This window comes from Amycolatopsis sp. NPDC114478, from assembly GCF_055633805.1.
Map to the genome: position 1 here is coordinate 83,127 of NZ_JBVKDO010000015.1, position 15,268 is coordinate 98,394.

The following is a 15,268-nucleotide window of genomic DNA, read 5'->3' on the forward strand; positions in this document are numbered from 1 at the left end:
CGCCTCACTCGAAAGGAGTAGTCACGACGCCGGGTACGGCTGCGCGCCGAGCACGGTCGCCAAGTGGACGGCGTTGCGGACCAGCGTCGCGTTCGTCGAGGCCACGGCCTTCGGCGTCTCGTCGAGGTCCTGGTAGTCGCCGCCCTGCATGGCCTCGCCGTTCCAGTACGTCGCACCCTGGGCGGGGACCGTGAAGCCGGCGTCGTTCAGCGCCTGGAACAGGTCCGCGATGATCTTGTGCGCGCCGTCCTCGTTGCCCACGACGGCGGCCACCGCGACCTTGCCGAACATCGCCGGCCGGCCCTCGTCGTCCGTTTCGGACAGTTCCGCGTCCAGCCGTTCGAGGACCCGCTGGGCGACGCTCGACATGTGCCCCACCCACGTCGGGGTGGCGATCAGCAGGATGTCCGCGGCCGCGATCCTGCGCCGGATCTCCGGCCACTCGTCGCCGGCGCCCATGTCGGCCTCGACACCGGGGCGGACGTCGTGGTCGACCACGCGGACCACCTCGCCGGTGACACCCCGCTCGGCGAAGAGGTCGAGCAGCTGGCGCGCGATGAGGTCGCTGCTCGACTTCGCCGGCGACGGCTTGAGCGTGCAGGTCAGCGCGAGGGCGCGCAGGGTCATGACTGCCTCCTGGAGGGGGTGCCGACGCCGACGTGGGTGAAGCCCGGAAGAGCGTCGGGATCGAGCAGGTTGCGGGTGTCGACGACGATCGCCTGCGCGGCCGACGCGGCGAGCCGGGCCCAGTCGAGGTCCCGGAACTCCGGCCATTCGGTGAGCACGACCAGCGCGGCGGCGTCCTTGGCCACCAGGTACGGGTCGTCGACGACCTGGACGGCGTCCAGGCCGGGCACGGCGCTCACGGCCGGGTCGTGGGCGGCCAGCTCCGCACCGGCGCGGGCGAGGTCGGCCGCCACCCCCAGGGCGGGGGAGTCGCGCAGGTCGCCGGTGCCGGCCTTGAACGCCAAGCCCAGGAGGCCGATCCTCGCGCCGGCGAGGGAGCCCGCCGGCGAGCCGGTGACGGCTTGGCGCACGGACCGCACGACCCGCGCGCGCTGCCGGGCGTTGACGCGGACCGCGTCGCGCAGGATGCCGAATTCGACGCCGGCGGACTCGGCCGCGTGCAGCAGCGCCGAGGTGTCCTTCGGCAGGCACGAGCCGCCCCAGCCGGGCCCGGGGGCGAGGAACTCCGGGCCGATCCGCGCGTCCAGGCCCATGGTGCGGGCGACCTCGCGGACGTCGGCGCCGAACCGCTCGCACAGCTCGGCGAGGACGTTCACGTACGACAGCTTCACCGCGAGGAACGCGTTGCTCGCGTACTTCGCGAGTTCGGCGCTGGCCGAGTCGGTGGCGACGACCGGGGCACCGGTCGGCTCGTACAGCCGGGCCACGCGCGAAGCCGCCGCCGAGCCCGGCGGGTCGGTTCCGACCACGACCCGGTCCGGGTGCAGGAAGTCCTCGACCGCGTGCCCTTCGCGCAGGAACTCCGGGTTGGCCACGACCGGCAGGTCGTCCCGGCCCAGCAGCCCGGGCAGCCGGGCCGCGGTGCCGACCGGGACAGTCGACTTCGTGACCACCACGCAGCCGGCTCGCAGCAGGCGCCCGAGCTGCGGCAGGACGTGTTCGAGCACACCGAGGTCGGGCCGGCCGTCCTCGGCGGGCGGGGTCGGCAGGCACAGGAGGACGAGGCCGGCGCCGGACAGCTCGGCTTGGGCGCCGGTGAAGGTGAGCGTCCCGTCTCCGAGGCCCTGGGCGACCAGCTCGGGCAGGCCGGGCTCGGCGATGGCCACCTCGCCCCGGCGCAAGGCGTCCACTTTGGACTGGTCGGCGTCCACGCAGGTCACCCGGTGCCCGAGCCGCGCGAAGCAGGCGGCACTGGTCAGGCCGACATAGCCCGCGCCGACGATCCCGATGTGCTCAGCCATGCGCCACCCGCGCTTCCAGCGCCGAGCGGGTCGCGGCCAGCACGCGTTCCTCGCCGAGGAGGAGCAGCCCGCCGTCGGGTTCTTCGCCGTGCGGGTCCCCGACGTTGCCCGCCCAGAGCACGACGTGCTGCCGCGCCGACGGCGGCGGTCCCCACAGCCGCGGCGGGGTCGGGCCGAACAGCAGCACCGAAGGCGTGCCGAACGCGGTCGCGAGGTGCCCGACACCCGTGTCGCCGCAGACGACCAGCGCGGCCCCGGCCACGAGTGCGGCCAGTTCCGCCAGGTCCGTCCGCCCGGCGAGCACGGCGTCTTCGCCGAGCCCGGCGCGGTCGGCGATCGACGACGCCAGTTCGCGTTCGGCCGCGCTGCCGGTGAGGACCACGCGGTGCCCGGCCGCGGCGAGCGCCCGCACCACGCCGGCGAACCGTTCCGGCGGCCAGCGGCGCGCGGGGAAGGCCGCGCCCGGGTGCACCACGACGGCGTCCGGCGCGGGGCTCGGGCCCGGCGGCACCGGCAGCCGCAGCGCCGCGCGGTCCGCTTCCAGGTGGGCGTACTCGACGAGCCGGCACCAGCGGTCGACTTCGTGGACGTCGGCGCGCCACTCGAGACCGGGCACGTCGGGGAAGTCCGGGTGGTGGTGGGTCAGCAGCTCGGCGGGGTCGGTGGCCAGCAGGTCGTGGAGGCTCTCCGGACCGCTGCCGTGCAGGTTGACGGCCAGCTTCGGCGGCGGCCCGGGCCAGGCAAGGTCGCCCAGTCCGGCCGTCGGCAGCAGCTCGTCGACCGCGTCGATCAGCTCGACGAGGTCGCGCAGACCCGCCGGGGCGGCCAGCACCAAGCGGTCGTCCGGGTACGCGGCCCGCAGGGCCCGCAGCGCGGGGACGCCGGTCAGCAGGTCGCCGAGCCCGAGCGCCCGCAGCGCGAGGACCGCGGAGCTCACGGCCACGATCCCTCCTCCGAAGCGCACACGACGAGTTCGCGGACCTCGGAGCCGGGCGGCTGCTGCAGCGCGAAGACGACCGTGTTCGCCACGTTCTCGGGCTGGTTGAGCTTCGCGTCCGGCGGCGGCTTGTACTGGTCGGTGCGGCCGTCGAAGAAGTGCGTCCACATCCCGCCGGGGATCAGCAGCGTGACGCCGACGCGCCCGGCCAGCTCCGCGGCCAGCGCGCGGGTGAAGCCGACGACGCCGAACTTCGAGGCGCAGTAAGCGGTTGCGTCACTGACGGCTTTGATGCCCAACGTGGACGCCACGGTGACGACGGTGCCGTGCGAGCGTTCGAGGTAGGGGAGCGCGGCGCGGACGACGGCGGCGGTGCCGAGCAGGTTCACCTTCACCACCCGCTCCCAGTCCTCTGTGGACACTCCGCCGAGCGGGCCGCAGGCGTCGGTGCCGGCGGCGGTGAACACGCCGTCCAGGCCACCCGCGCGGTCGGCGAGCTCGCGCACCGCGGCCTCGGTCGCGGCGGTGTCGGTCAGGTCGGCTTCGACGTATTCGGCCGGGTCGTCGGGGCGGACGCGGTCGAGGACGTACGGGGTGCCGCCCGCCTTGCGGACGGCGTCGACGGTGGCGGCGCCGAGGCCGGAAGCGCCACCGGTGATCAGGACGTTGCCGAGGGGTCGCATCGCACTCCTTCGGAGAGGGGGGGAGTCAGGCACTGGCCGCCGCGGCGACCAGCCGCGACGTCGAATAGCCGGGCACGGTCGGGACGAGCACGACCTCGCCGCCGTGGCGCTCGACGACCGCGCGTTCGGGCAGGTCGGCGGCCGCGTAGTCGCCGCCCTTGACCCACACGTGCGGGCGCAGCCGGTCCAGCACGGCGGCGGGGGAGTCTTCGTCGAACACGACCACGGCGTCCACAAAGGACAATGCCGTCAGCAGCCGCGCCCGGTCGCGGTCGCGCACGAGCGGGCGGCCGGGTCCCTTGCGGGCCCGCACCGACGCGTCGGAGTTGAGGCAGACGACGAGCGCGTCGCCGAGGGCACGGGCCTGGCGCAGCAGGCTCACGTGCCCGGGGTGCAGCAGGTCGAAGCAGCCGCCGGTGGCGATGAGGCGCCCCCCGCGGTCCCGGACGCGCTCGGCGAGGCCGAAGGCGTCGGTGGCCGGCTGCGGGTCCGGCACCGGGCCGTCGTTCGTGGACAGCGCCGTGGCCCCGCCGTCGGCGACGAACCTTGCAGCCGCCTCGACCGCGGTCGCGACGGCTTCCCCCGCGTCGGCCCCGGCGAGCAGGGCCGTGGTGGCGGCCGCGGCGAACCGGTCGCCCGCACCGCACGTGTCGGGCGCGGCGTGTCCCGGCGCCCGCGCCGGGGCGGGGACCGGCACGGCCGTTTCGCCGAGACCGTCGGACAGCACGGCGCCGCGCGAGCCGACGGTCACCGCGACCGCGCCGGCGTGCCAGTGCCCGCGCAGCAGCTTGGCCAGTTCGGCCGGCTCCTCGTGCCCGGCGAGCACCGCGCGGGCCTCGGCGAGGTTCGGCGTCACCAGGGCGATCCCGGGCACCGGCTGGGCGCCGCGCGGGTGCGGGTCCCAGACCACCGGGATCCGCTCGGCCCGGTCCCGCAGGAGCCGCCGGACGTGCGGGTTGCGCGTCAGGCCGCGTCCGTAGTCGGCGACGAGGATCGCGCCGGCGTCTTCGAGGGCCTCGCGCACCGCGGCGGGCAGCGGGCCGGCGGTGGCCGTGCCGTCGCCGGAATCCAGGCGCAGCAACGACTGCCCGCCCGCGCGGACGCGGGTCTTGCACACCGTCGTGCCGCGCAGCGGCAGCGGCAGCACGGTGACGTCGGGTTCGAGCAGGCCGGTGAGCGCGTGCCCGCCTTCGTCGTCGCCCAGCGGCGTGACCAGCACGACTTCGGCCGCGGACCTCGCGGCCAGCAAGGCCGCGAGCCCGGCGCCACCCGGGCGGCGGCGCCGCGCGGTCAGGTCGACCACGGGCACCGGTGCCTCCGGGCACAGCCGCTCGGCGGTGCCTTCGGCGTCGACATCGAGCAGCGTGTCGCCGAGGACGACCAGCGGCTTCACGCGGTCACCCCGAGCGCGTCGTCGAGCGCCGCGCACAAGCCGTGCACCAGGACCAGGTGCATCTCCTGGACGGTCGCGACGGTCGGGGCCTCGACCGTCACGGCGTCGTCGCACAACGCGGCCAGCGGGTTCGGCGCGGGCCCGGTCAGCGCCCACGTCGTGACGCCCAGTTCGTGCGCGGCCTTCGCCGCGGCGACGACGTTCTGGCTGGTGCCGCTGGTGGACAGGCAGACCAGCACGTCACCCGGCCGCCCGTGCGCGCGGACCTGGCGGGCGAAGACCTCGTGGTCGCCGTAGTCGTTGACGATGGCCGTGGTCGCCGAGGTGTCCGCGTGCAGCGCGATCGCCGACAACGGCCGCCGTTCGTGGCGGAACCGCCCGACGAGCTCGCCGGTCAGGTGCTGGGCCTCGGCGGCGCTGCCGCCGTTGCCGCAGGCGAGCAGCCGCCCGCCGGCCTCGAAGACCCCGGCCAGGTGCCGGCCCCAGCCGGTGATCTTCGGCGCGGATTCGCGGGCCCGCCGGGCGGCCTCGGCCAGAGCGGCGAGATGGTCTTCCATCACGGCACCTCCTTTTCCTCCGGCGACGCCGCGCCGGCTCGTGTCGGACGGGGACGCCGGAGCACGAACGGCCCCAGCGCCAGCAGGTCGATGGGCGCCGAGCCGAAGCACTCGAGCGCGTCGCGGGGCGAGTCGACCATCGGCCGGCCCGCCGTGTTGAGGCTGGTGTTGATCACGACCGGCAGGCCGGTGCGCCGCTCGAACCCGGCGAGCATCCGCGCCAGCACGGGGTTTTCGCGGTCTTCGACGGTCTGGACGCGCGCGGTGCCGTCGACGTGCGTGACGGCGGGGATCTTCTCCCGCCAGTGTTCGGCGACGTCGTGCACGAACAGCATGTACGGGCTCGGCAGCGGGCCGCGGGTGAAGATCCCGGCCGCCCGCTCGGCCCGCACCATCGGCGCCACCGGGCGGAACTGCTCGCGGCCCTTGACGTCGTTGAGGCGTTCGAGGTTCGCCTTGCGGCCCGGGTGGGCCAGCAGCGAGCGGTGGCCCAGCGCCCGCGGCCCGAACTCGGCGCGGCCCTGGAACCAGGCCACGACGGCGTCGTCCGCGAGCGCTTCGGCGACGGTCTCGGCGACATCGTCGGGCCGCTCGTAGGGCAGCTTCGCCTTGATCAGGATGGCTTCCAGCTGCTCGTCGGTCCATTCGCGACCCAGGCCCGCGTCGCCCATCGGCGCGCCGCGTTCCCCGGCGTCGGCGGCCAGCTGCAGGGCCGCGCCCAGCGCCGTGCCCGCGTCACCCGCCGCGGGCTGCACCCAGACCCGGTCGAACGGGCCCTCGGCGTGCAGCCGGCTGTTGGCGACGCAGTTCAGCGCGATCCCGCCCGCCAAGGCGAGATCGCGGTGGCCGGTGCGCTCGTGCAGCCAGTCCGTCAGCTCCAGCAGGATGTCTTCGAGGACCTTTTGGACGCTCGAGGCCAGGTCGGCGTGCCGCCGGGTGAGCTCCTCGCCCGGGGCCCGGCGCGGGGCGAGCGCGGCCAGGTCGACGCCGGCGGCGTGGAAGCCGCCGTCGCCGGTGACGTGGACGTGCTCGCAGAGTTCGTCTACGTACTCGGGTTTGCCGTAGGAGGCCAGCGCCATGACCTTGTACTCGTCGCTGGAGCGGGCGAAGCCGAGGTGCTCGGTGAGGTCTTCGTAGAGCAGGCCGAGCGAGTGCGGGAGCTTTTGCGCGGCCAGTTCCTTGAACCGGCCGTCGCGGTACTCACCGGCCAGGTAGGACGTGCTCTCGCCGCGGCCGTCGGCCACCAGCACGGCGCAGTCGCCGAACGGCGCGGCCAGCGCGGCCGACGCGGCGTGCGCGACGTGGTGACGGACGAACTTGACGATGCCCGGGTCGAGACCGGGCAACGCGGACTTCAGGAACCGGGGCGCGCGCTTCGCGAACTCGGTCCGCAGCTCCTCGCCGCTCGGGTCGTGGCCGGCCAGGCCGGGCTCGACCAATGCGGGATCGTAGGAATATCCGACGGCGTCGAGGTCCTTCGCGGACAGTCCGGCCCGCTCCAGGCACCAGGCCGCGGCCTGCGCGGGCTGTTCCCACGTGGAGAACGGGACGGCCTGCTTGCCGTGCTTGCGGCGGCTGAAGCGTTCTTCTTCGGCCGCGGCGACGATCTCGCCGTCCACCACCAGCGCGGCGGCCGGGTCGTGGAAGACGGCGTTGATCCCGAGGATGCGCATCGACCTGCCTCTGGCATTCCGGTGCGGACTTCTTGGCCGGTCCGCTCTCGCGTATAGCGCTACCCGGCGAAGTCACCCATAAACGATCGGGCCCGAAAGCCCTGGGCGTCGCTACTCAGCGCAGCGGCGCCCGGCGGAACCACGCCGCGGTGCGCCGGAGGCCGTCGTCGGCGTCGATCTTCGGTTCCCACCCCAGGACGTCCCGCGCGAGGGAGATGTCGGGGCACCGGCGCTTCGGGTCGTCGACGACGGCGTCGATCTCCTCGATGCGGGAGTCCGAGCCGGTGATCTCCTTGATCCGCTCGGCGACCCGGCGGACGGTCAGCTCGTGCGGGTTGCCGATGTTGACCGGGCCAGGGTGGTCCGACCGCGCGAGGGCGAGGAGGCCGCGGACGGTGTCCTCGACGTAGCAGATGGACCGCGTCTGCTCGCCGGTTCCGGTGACCGTGATCGGTTCGCCCTTGAGGGCCTGGTCGAGGAACGCGGGGATCATGCGGCCGTCGTGGGCGCGCATGCCCGGGCCGTAGGTGTTGAAGATCCGCGCGATCCCGGTGTCGACGCCGTGTTCGCGGCGGTAGGCGGAGGTGAGGGCTTCGGCGAAGCGCTTGGCCTCGTCGTACACGCTGCGAGGGCCGATCGGGTTGACGTTGCCCCAATACTCTTCGCGCTGCGGGTGCTCCAACGGATCGCCGTAGACCTCGCTGGTGGAGGCGAGGACGAACCGGGCGCCCTCGCGGCGGGCGAGGTCGAGCGCGTGCTCGGTGCCGTACGAGCCGGCGCGCAGCGTCTCCAGCGGCAGGGCGAGGTAGTCGCGGGGCGACGCCGCCGAAGCCAGGTGAAAGACGACGTCCGCCCGGCAGTCCAGCGGGATCGGCCGCGTGACGTCGTGGCGCACGAACCGGAACCGGTCGTGGCGGCGCAGCACGTCGAGGGTGTCCGCCGAGGACGTCGCGAGGTTGTCCACGGCGATCACTTCGATGTCGTCTCCGAGCAGCAGCTCGCACAGGTGCGCGCCGACGAAACCGGCACCCCCGGTCACCACCGCACGTTCGAACCGCCTGGTCACTCCCGGATTCGTCATGCCGATCCGGCTACCCGGCGGCTCCGGCGGCAAACCCGTTTAGACCGCGGCACCCGGGTACCCGGCACGCATGCGAGTTCTGCTCACCGGATGGGCCAGTTTCCTGCACGGCGAAGCGACCGCAGGGGACGTCCTCAGCTTGCGCGCGGTGGGGACCGCGCTCACGGAAGCGGGGATCGACCACGACGTCGTGTGGAGCCCCGGCTTCCGCCCCGGCACCCGGCACCTGCCCGACGCACCGCCTGAGGACTACACGCACGTGGTGTTCGCCTGCGGCCCGGTGCACGGGCCGCAGGTGCGTTCGCTGCACGACCGGTACGCGTCCTGCCGCCGGATCGCGCTCGGCGTCTCCGTCCCCGACCCGGAAGACCCGGCGGCGACGGGGTTCCACCGGATCTTCCCGCGCGACGACGGCGTCACCCCGGACCTCTCCCTGACCGCGCCGGTCTCGAAGACGCCGGTGCTGGGCGTGGTCCTCGCACCGCACCAGCCCGAGTACGGCGGCGCGGGCCGGCACGACGAAGTCCACGACGCGCTGACCGCGTGGGTCGCGGGATTGGACTGCGCGCGGGTTCCCCTCGATACGCGGCTGGCGCACGAGGACTGGCAGCGGTGCGCGACGCCGGACCAGTTCGTCTCGTTGCTGTCCACAATGGACGTCGTGGTCACCACGCGGCTGCACGGGCTGGTACTCGGGTTGAAGGCGGGAGTGCCGGTGGTCGCCGTCGATCCGGTTGCCGGCGGGGGAAAGGTGACAGCGCAGGCGAAGGCACTCGGCTGGCCGGTGATCGCCGCCGACGACGCCGGGGACACCGCTTCGCTGGACGCCCGCTTGAAGTGGTGTCTGTCCACAGTGGTCACGCCGCCGCCGGTGCCGTCCCTGGGCGGGTTCCTGGACGAACTGGCGGGTTCGCGGTGAGCGCGCGCACGACCGTCGTCATCGCCACGCGCAACCGTGCCGCCGAACTCCTGCGCACCCTCGCGCACTTGTCCTCTTTGGACCCGCGACCGCCGGTCGTGGTGCTGGACAACGCTTCCGAGGACGGTACCGCCGACGTCGCCGCGCGCTTCCCGGGCGTCCGGCTGATCCGGCTGCCGCACAACCTCGGTGCCGCCGCCCGCACGCTCGGGGTGCTCGTCGCCGATACGCCGTACGTCGCCTTCAGCGACGACGACTCGTGGTGGGCGCCCGGCGCGCTGCCCGAAGCCGAACGGATCTTCGACGAGCACCCGCGGACCGGCCTCCTCGCCGCCCGCACCCTCGTCGGCCCGGAATGCCGGGACGACCCCGTGACGCCCGAGATGGAGCGCAGCCCGCTCGGCCGCCCCGACGGCGCGCCCGGGCCGCTGGTGCTCGGGTTCCTCGCCTGCTCCGCGATCGTCCGCCGGACGGCGTACCTGCAGATCGGCGGCTTCAGCCCGCTCCTGCACTTCGGCGCGGAGGAGCAGCTGCTCGCCTACGACTTGGCCGCGCGCGGCTGGGACGTCTGCTACGTCGGGCACCTGCGCGCCCACCACCACCCGTCGCGGTCGCGGCCGCCGTCGTCCTGGCGCCGCCGGGCCGAACTGCGCAACCGGCTGCTCATCGCCGTGCTGCGCCGCCCGCCGCGCGTCTGCCGCCGGGAAGTGGCCCGGACACTCGTCGCCGCGCCGAGCGCCGTGCTCGGCGCGGTGGCCCGGCTGCCCCGGGCCCTCGGCTCCCGCCGCGTGCTGCCCGCGCACGTCGAACACCAGGCCCGGACTCTGGAAAGGACCGCCGAATGGCGCGCATCTCGGTCGTGATCATCACCTGCAACCGCCGTGAGCAGCTGCGGGAGACCTTGGCGCACATGACGTCCTTGCCGGACGAGCCGCCGGTCTTCGTCGCGGACAACGGGTCCGCCGACGGGACGGCCGCCATGGTCGCCCGCGAGTTCCCCGGTGTCCGGCTGTTCCCGTTGCCGGACAACCTCGGCGCGGTGGCGCGCAACGTCGCCGTCGAGGAGGTCACGACGCCGTATGTCGCGTTCTGCGACGACGACACGACCTGGCAGCCGGGCGCGCTGACCCGGGCGGCGGACCTGCTTGACGCGTACCCTGGCCTCGCCTCGGTGACCGGCCGCTGCCTGGTCGAGCCGGGCTTGGCCGAGGACCCGATCACGCCGGAGCTGCGTGAATCCCCGGTACCGGGGCCGTCGTGGCTGCCGGGACCGGCGTTGCTGGGCATCATGGCCGGGCTGACCGCGGTCCGCGTGAGCGCGTTCCGCGAAGTCGGCGGGTTCTCGACGCGGATGTGGCTGGGCGGCGAGGAGGAGCTGTTCGCGCTGGACCTCGCCGCGCGCGGCTGGTGGATGTGCTGGGCCGAGGACGTCGTGATCCACCACGCGCCGTCGAAGCTGCGCGACCCGCGCCACCGCCGCCGCCTCGGCATCCGCAACACCCTGTGGACGCTCCTGCTGCGCCGCCCCTGGCCGGCGGTCTTCCGCCGCGGCCGCGAGGTGCTGCGCACGGCCCCACGCGACCGGGCGACGGCGGCCGCCCTTTTCGACGTGCTGCGCGGCCTGCCCCGGGTCCTCGCGGACCGCAAGGTGGTCCCGCCGCACGTCGAACACGGCCTGTGCCTGCTGGAAGAACCCCAGCGGAACTCGAAGGCCCGCCGCTACGTGGGCTGACGGCGTTGTGAGTGGCTATTCACGTTGGCTGGGCTCCTCCACTGGATAGAGCCCCGTTCTGTACGTCCCTGGTCTTGGAGGGACCGGCCGCAGCGCCGAAGGTCCCCGTTAGGGAACGAGCAGAAGTCGCGACTCCACTATATCCGGGCGAAAATGGAGGAGTTCGTGACCGAGCCGCAGCAGAACGACGAGACGCCGACTCAAGCCACACCGTCGACCCCGCCGGGCATGGAGCCGGCTCAGGACCCTACGCGACGTTCATAGGGAACGAGCTGAAGAGCGAATATGACCGTCGCGACTCGGTCAACTCACGCGTCGCCACGGCAGTCACCAGCGCGACCGGACTCGCCACCGTGACGCTGGCCGTCGTCGCGGTACTGAAAGGTAAGGACTTCACGCTCCACGGAGCAGCACTCATTACCTTATTCGTCGGACTGCACTGGCCACGAGCGCACTGATCGTGGTCGCTCAGGGCGTCCACGATATGTGACCCGGCTGACCCGAATCACCACATACGACCAGCTCAGCGGGCTTCGGCGGTGACCGCGGTTTCCGGGACCAGCTTGTGGTAAGCCCGCAGCGTGTCGGCCGCGACGCGGTCCCACGAATAGCGGGCCACGGCACGGTCGTGGCCCGCGGTGCCGTACGCGTGGCACAACGCCGGGTCGTCCAGCAGGCGGCGGACCCGGGACACGAGCTCCTTCGGCTGGTGCGGCCGGACCAGCAGCCCGGTCACGCCGTCGACGACGGTGTCGGTCAGGCCGCCCACCGCGGCCGCGACCACCGGGACGCCGCAGGCCATCGCCTCCAGGGGCACGATCCCGAACGGCTCGTACCACGGCGTGCACACGACGGCGTCGGCCGAGCGCAGCAGGGCCGGCATGTCCTCCCGGGACACCTGGCCGGGCCACCGGACGCGGTCGCCGACGCCGAGCCGGTCGGCCAGCTCCCGCAGCCGCGCCGCCTCCGGGTCCTGCGACAGCCGCCCGCGCTCGGGGCCGCCCGCGATCACCAGTTCGGTGTCCGGCAGCTGGGCGAGCGCGGTGATCGCGATGTCGAACCCCTTGCGCGGCACCAGCCGGCCGACGGCCACCAGGCGGTGGCGTTCCCGGCGGCGGGCGGTGGGCCCGTCGGGGGAGAACCGGCCGAGGTCGACGCCGCAGGGCACGATCGAGATCCGCGACCGCGGCACCCCGAGGCGCGACAGCTCGAACACTTCGTCCGAGCAGGTGGCGATGACGCGCCCGGCCTGCCGGCCGATGATCCGCTCGAGCCGGATCCGGTCGGCCGGGCTGGTGTCCTTGTCCCCTTGGTACCGCTTCTTGACGACGCCGAGGGCGTGGAAGGTCTGCGCGACGGGCGTCCCGGTCGCGCTCGCCGCGAGGACGGTCGCGAGACCGGACATCCAGAAGTGCGCGTGTGCCACGTCCGGCCGGTCGGTGGCCCACCGGTCGCGCAGGAAGCTCCCGAACTCGCCCATGTACGGCAGGAGGCGGTCCTTCGGCTCCTTCCGGGGCGGCCCGGCGGGCACGTGCACGACGCCGTAGCCCGGCGGCGCGCGGACTTCGAGCGGCTGGTCGAGGCTCTCCCGGCGCGTGTAGACGGTGACGTCGTGGCCGGCGCGCGTGAGGGCCGCCGACAGCTCGGCGACGTGCACGTTCTGTCCACCGGCGTCGGCTTCGCCCAGCGCGGCCAGGGGGTTGGCGTGTTCGGACACCATCGCGATCTTCATCGGTGTGGCGTTCCCTTCGGGGTTCAGCGGGCCGTCTCGGCGAGGAGGTGGTCCCAAGTGGCGAGGAAGGCGTCCAGCCCGTGTTTTTTCAGGGCGTGTTCGCGGGCGTTCTTGCCGGCGAGCGCGGCGAAGTCGGGTTCGTGCACGAGCTCGCGGAAGCCTTTGGCCAGTACCGACACGTCGGTGGAAAGCACGCCCGCGTCGGGCGGCACGGCCTCGATCGCCTCGGTGGCGGCGAAGACGACGACCGGCATCGCCAGGTGCATCGCCTCCAGAAGGGACAGTCCCAGCGACGTCCAGCGGGCGGTGTGCAGGTAGACGCGGCGGCGGGCGATCTCGTCGTGCAGCGTGGGCGCGGGGACGTCGCCCCGGCCGCCGACCTCTTCGGTCCCGATGCCGAAGAGATCCACGGGGGCGGCCTCGGCGAGCGTTTCGAGGAGGTCGGCGCCGGTGACGCGGCGGCGGCGCACCGGCTCGTTGATCATCGACACGCCGGCGGCGAGCTCACCGGTGTAGCGCGCGCCGGGGTCGGGGATGCCGTGCGGGACGACGGTCGTGGGCGCGCGGCCGCAGTCCCACATCGCCTCGTTGAAGTGGGTCACGTGCGCGACGGTGATGTCGGACCGCCCGGCCAGGGGGTGCTCGCTCGAAGCGGCGTACGGCCGGGGCGCGTTGTGTTCCACGTAGACGGCCGGCACGTCCAACCGCGCCACGAGGTCCAGCTCCTCCGGGCGCTGCACGACCACGACGTCCGGCTCGGCCTCGGCCAGGCGGTCGAGCGGCACCTCGGTCGCGGACGGCCAGTCGCGGCCCGCCTTCCCGAGCCCCCACGGCGCGCCCTCGGCGGACGCCGGCAGCAGGTACTGGTGGCGGCCGCGGACGAAAGCGTCGGTCCACGAGCCGTGCACGTGCCAGAGCAGTACTCGCAGGCGCCGGGATCCGGGTTCGGTCATGGCCCCTTGGTTTCCCGGAGAACGCCTGTTAAACGTGCCTTCGGAGGGGGTACCCGGCGCGCATCGCTTGCGTCGACGAAGGGACGGTCATCCATGCGGTTCACCCCACGGGGAACCCGGTTCTTCGACCTGCTCACCGACGCGGCGGGAAACCTGGTGACCGCGAGCGCGGTGCTGCGCGACCTCGTCGCCGCCGAGCCGGGAGATCGGGAACCCTTCGCGAAGCGCCTGCACGAGGTCGAACACCGCGGCGACGAGCTGATGCACACGATCATGGTGGAGCTGAACAGCTCGTTCGTGACGCCGTTCGACCGCGAGGACATCCAGGCGCTGGCCGGGAAGATCGACGACGTCCTCGACTTCATGGACACCGCGGCGGACCTGGCCGTGCTCTACCGCATCGAGGCGTTCCCGCCGGGCACCGACGTGCTGGTCCGGGTGCTGTCCCGCTGCGCCGAGCTGACCGCGAACTCGATGCCGGGGCTCGCGAAGGTCGGCGAGCTCGAGCCGTACTGGATCGAGATCAACGAGCTGGAGAACGAGGCCGACCGCGTCTACCGGCGCGTGCTGGCCCACCTGTTCGAACCCGGCGGGGACGCCCTCGAAGTGCTGAAGACCAAGGAGGTCGTCGAGCAGTTCGAGCTGGCCGCCGACGCCTTCGAGCACGTCGCCGACGTGGTGCAGACCATCGCCGTCAAGGAGTCGTGAGTGACGGGTACGGCCGCCCTGGTCGTCGTGATCGTCCTGACGCTCTTCTTCGACTACACCAACGGGTTCCACGACGCCGCGAACGCCATCGCGAGCGCGGTGTCGACGCGCGCGCTGACCCTGCGCGCGGCGCTGCTGCTGGCGGCGGTGATGAACCTGGCGGGCGCGCTGCTGTCGACGGGCATCGCCGCGACGGTGGCGAAGGGCATCATCGACGTCCCGGCCGGCCCGGACGCGCTCACGGTGGTGTTCGCCGCGCTCGCCGGCGCGATCACCTGGAACCTCGTGACCTGGTACTTCGGGCTGCCGTCGTCGTCCTCGCACTCGCTGATCGGCGGATGGTGGGCGCGGCGCTGGCGGCCGCGAGCACGGTCCACTGGGCGGGGATCGGCGAAAAGGTGCTGATCCCGATGGTGGCGTCCCCGCTGCTCGGGCTCGGGCTGGGCTACGTCGCGATGGTGGCTGCAATGTGGCTGCTGCGCCGCGCCAACCCGCACCGCAGCGGCCGGGTGTTCCGCCGGTTCCAGATCCTCTCGGCGTCGGCGCTCGCGCTCGGCCACGGGTTGCAGGACGCCCAGAAGGGCATGGGCGTGATCGTGCGGGCGCTGGTGGCGGCGGGGGAGCAGACGACGTTTTCGGTGCCGTTGTGGGTGACCTTGCTGTGTGCCGCGGCCTTGTCGCTGGGCACCTGGTCGGGTGGTCTTCGCATCATGCGCACGCTGGGCCGCCGGGTGTTCCCGCTGGACCCGCCGCACGGGTTCGTGGCGGAGTCGGTGGCGTCGTCGGTGCTGTACGTGACGGCGTTCGCGGTGAAGGCCCCGATCTCGACGACGCACGTGATCACGGCGGCGATCATGGGCGTGGGCGCGACGCGCGCCGGCTGTCGGCGGTGCGCTGGGGGATCGCGCGGGACATCGTCCTGGGCTGGGTGCTGACGTTCCCGGCGGCGGCCGCCGTGGCCGCGGCGGTGTA

The 15,268-nt window shown here is 73.5% G+C and carries 14 protein-coding genes and 1 pseudogene; 5 read left to right on the top strand and 10 right to left on the bottom strand.

From position 1 onward, the window contains the following. Positions 1 to 21: 21 nt before the first annotated feature. The 8 genes from ACZ7OH_RS34395 to ACZ7OH_RS34430 all read right to left on the bottom strand — a co-directional run bounded on the left by ACZ7OH_RS34395 (position 22) and on the right by ACZ7OH_RS34430 (position 8,252). Positions 22 to 627, bottom strand: a complete 606-nt coding sequence (locus ACZ7OH_RS34395) for a flavodoxin family protein (RefSeq protein ID WP_470284656.1) — start codon at positions 625 to 627, stop codon at positions 22 to 24. Next, positions 624 to 1,928 carry a UDP-glucose dehydrogenase family protein gene (locus ACZ7OH_RS34400; RefSeq protein WP_470284657.1) on the bottom strand — a complete coding sequence of 435 codons (1,305 nt, stop codon included), beginning with the start codon at positions 1,926 to 1,928 and terminating at the stop codon, positions 624 to 626. The genes ACZ7OH_RS34395 and ACZ7OH_RS34400 overlap by 4 nt, the downstream gene beginning before the upstream one ends. Continuing rightward, entirely contained in the window at positions 1,921 to 2,871 is a 951-nt protein-coding gene (locus tag ACZ7OH_RS34405) for a glycosyltransferase family 9 protein (protein WP_470284658.1), read from the bottom strand. Before ACZ7OH_RS34405 ends, ACZ7OH_RS34400 begins: the two co-directional genes overlap by 8 nt. Further along, on the bottom strand, positions 2,862 to 3,548 hold the full coding sequence (locus ACZ7OH_RS34410) for an SDR family oxidoreductase (RefSeq protein ID WP_470284659.1): 687 nt from the start codon (positions 3,546 to 3,548) through the stop codon (positions 2,862 to 2,864). Before ACZ7OH_RS34410 ends, ACZ7OH_RS34405 begins: the two co-directional genes overlap by 10 nt. A 25-nt stretch (positions 3,549 to 3,573) precedes the next feature. Continuing rightward, complete coding sequence (locus ACZ7OH_RS34415) at positions 3,574 to 4,941, bottom strand: PfkB family carbohydrate kinase (protein WP_470284660.1); 1,368 nt, start codon at positions 4,939 to 4,941, stop codon at positions 3,574 to 3,576. Further along, positions 4,938 to 5,498 carry a D-sedoheptulose-7-phosphate isomerase gene (locus tag ACZ7OH_RS34420; RefSeq protein ID WP_470284790.1) on the bottom strand — a complete coding sequence of 187 codons (561 nt, stop codon included), beginning with the start codon at positions 5,496 to 5,498 and terminating at the stop codon, positions 4,938 to 4,940. Before ACZ7OH_RS34420 ends, ACZ7OH_RS34415 begins: the two co-directional genes overlap by 4 nt. Next, complete coding sequence (locus tag ACZ7OH_RS34425) at positions 5,498 to 7,171, bottom strand: carbamoyltransferase family protein (RefSeq protein WP_470284661.1); 1,674 nt, start codon at positions 7,169 to 7,171, stop codon at positions 5,498 to 5,500. Before ACZ7OH_RS34425 ends, ACZ7OH_RS34420 begins: the two co-directional genes overlap by 1 nt. A 115-nt stretch (positions 7,172 to 7,286) precedes the next feature. Next, positions 7,287 to 8,252: a UDP-glucuronic acid decarboxylase family protein gene (locus ACZ7OH_RS34430; protein ID WP_470284662.1), complete on the bottom strand. Its 966-nt coding sequence runs from the start codon at positions 8,250 to 8,252 to the stop codon at positions 7,287 to 7,289. Between the two features lie 70 nt (positions 8,253 to 8,322). Between ACZ7OH_RS34430 and ACZ7OH_RS34435 the strand changes: the two genes are divergently transcribed. Genes ACZ7OH_RS34435 through ACZ7OH_RS34445 form a run of 3 tightly spaced genes read left to right on the top strand, consistent with a single transcriptional unit; the run spans position 8,323 to position 10,903 of the window. Continuing rightward, positions 8,323 to 9,171, top strand: a complete 849-nt coding sequence (locus tag ACZ7OH_RS34435) for a polysaccharide pyruvyl transferase family protein (RefSeq protein ID WP_470284663.1) — start codon at positions 8,323 to 8,325, stop codon at positions 9,169 to 9,171. Beyond that, positions 9,168 to 10,034 (top strand): glycosyltransferase family 2 protein, encoded by an 867-nt coding sequence (locus tag ACZ7OH_RS34440; protein ID WP_470284664.1) that lies wholly within the window; start codon positions 9,168 to 9,170, stop codon positions 10,032 to 10,034. The genes ACZ7OH_RS34435 and ACZ7OH_RS34440 overlap by 4 nt, the downstream gene beginning before the upstream one ends. Then, a complete protein-coding gene (locus tag ACZ7OH_RS34445; protein ID WP_470284665.1) occupies positions 10,013 to 10,903 on the top strand; it encodes a glycosyltransferase family 2 protein in 891 nt (296 codons plus the stop codon). The genes ACZ7OH_RS34440 and ACZ7OH_RS34445 overlap by 22 nt, the downstream gene beginning before the upstream one ends. Before the next feature lie 523 nt (positions 10,904 to 11,426). On the opposite strand, the gene ACZ7OH_RS34450 is transcribed toward ACZ7OH_RS34445, so the two are convergent. Beyond that, entirely contained in the window at positions 11,427 to 12,635 is a 1,209-nt protein-coding gene (locus ACZ7OH_RS34450) for a glycosyltransferase family 4 protein (protein ID WP_470284666.1), read from the bottom strand. A 23-nt stretch (positions 12,636 to 12,658) separates the two neighbouring features. Further along, positions 12,659 to 13,588 carry a glycosyltransferase gene (locus ACZ7OH_RS34455; protein WP_470284667.1) on the bottom strand — a complete coding sequence of 310 codons (930 nt, stop codon included), beginning with the start codon at positions 13,586 to 13,588 and terminating at the stop codon, positions 12,659 to 12,661. 93 nt (positions 13,589 to 13,681) lie between these two features. On the opposite strand from ACZ7OH_RS34455, the gene ACZ7OH_RS34460 reads away from it, so the two are divergent. Together ACZ7OH_RS34460 and ACZ7OH_RS34465 are read left to right on the top strand one after the other, a co-directional pair. After that, on the top strand, positions 13,682 to 14,296 hold the full coding sequence (locus ACZ7OH_RS34460) for a DUF47 domain-containing protein (protein ID WP_470284668.1): 615 nt from the start codon (positions 13,682 to 13,684) through the stop codon (positions 14,294 to 14,296). A 99-nt stretch (positions 14,297 to 14,395) separates the two neighbouring features. After that, positions 14,396 to 15,231, top strand: a pseudogene (locus ACZ7OH_RS34465) (inorganic phosphate transporter). Positions 15,232 to 15,268 lie beyond the last annotated feature (37 nt).

What these genes read in the sequence shown, in the direction of transcription:
- ACZ7OH_RS34420 (WP_470284790.1), bottom strand. Translation starts at nt 5,498, where the DNA reads ATGGAAGACCATCTCGCCGCTCTGGCCGAGGCCGCCCGGCGGGCCCGC.
- ACZ7OH_RS34445 (WP_470284665.1), top strand. Translation starts at nt 10,013, where the DNA reads ATGGCGCGCATCTCGGTCGTGATCATCACCTGCAACCGCCGTGAGCAG.
- ACZ7OH_RS34395 (WP_470284656.1), bottom strand. Translation starts at nt 627, where the DNA reads ATGACCCTGCGCGCCCTCGCGCTGACCTGCACGCTCAAGCCGTCGCCG.
- ACZ7OH_RS34460 (WP_470284668.1), top strand. Translation starts at nt 13,682, where the DNA reads ATGCGGTTCACCCCACGGGGAACCCGGTTCTTCGACCTGCTCACCGAC.
- ACZ7OH_RS34425 (WP_470284661.1), bottom strand. Translation starts at nt 7,171, where the DNA reads ATGCGCATCCTCGGGATCAACGCCGTCTTCCACGACCCGGCCGCCGCG.
- ACZ7OH_RS34455 (WP_470284667.1), bottom strand. Translation starts at nt 13,588, where the DNA reads ATGACCGAACCCGGATCCCGGCGCCTGCGAGTACTGCTCTGGCACGTG.
- ACZ7OH_RS34435 (WP_470284663.1), top strand. Translation starts at nt 8,323, where the DNA reads ATGCGAGTTCTGCTCACCGGATGGGCCAGTTTCCTGCACGGCGAAGCG.
- ACZ7OH_RS34430 (WP_470284662.1), bottom strand. Translation starts at nt 8,252, where the DNA reads ATGACGAATCCGGGAGTGACCAGGCGGTTCGAACGTGCGGTGGTGACC.
- ACZ7OH_RS34450 (WP_470284666.1), bottom strand. Translation starts at nt 12,635, where the DNA reads ATGAAGATCGCGATGGTGTCCGAACACGCCAACCCCCTGGCCGCGCTG.
- ACZ7OH_RS34400 (WP_470284657.1), bottom strand. Translation starts at nt 1,928, where the DNA reads ATGGCTGAGCACATCGGGATCGTCGGCGCGGGCTATGTCGGCCTGACC.
- ACZ7OH_RS34410 (WP_470284659.1), bottom strand. Translation starts at nt 3,548, where the DNA reads ATGCGACCCCTCGGCAACGTCCTGATCACCGGTGGCGCTTCCGGCCTC.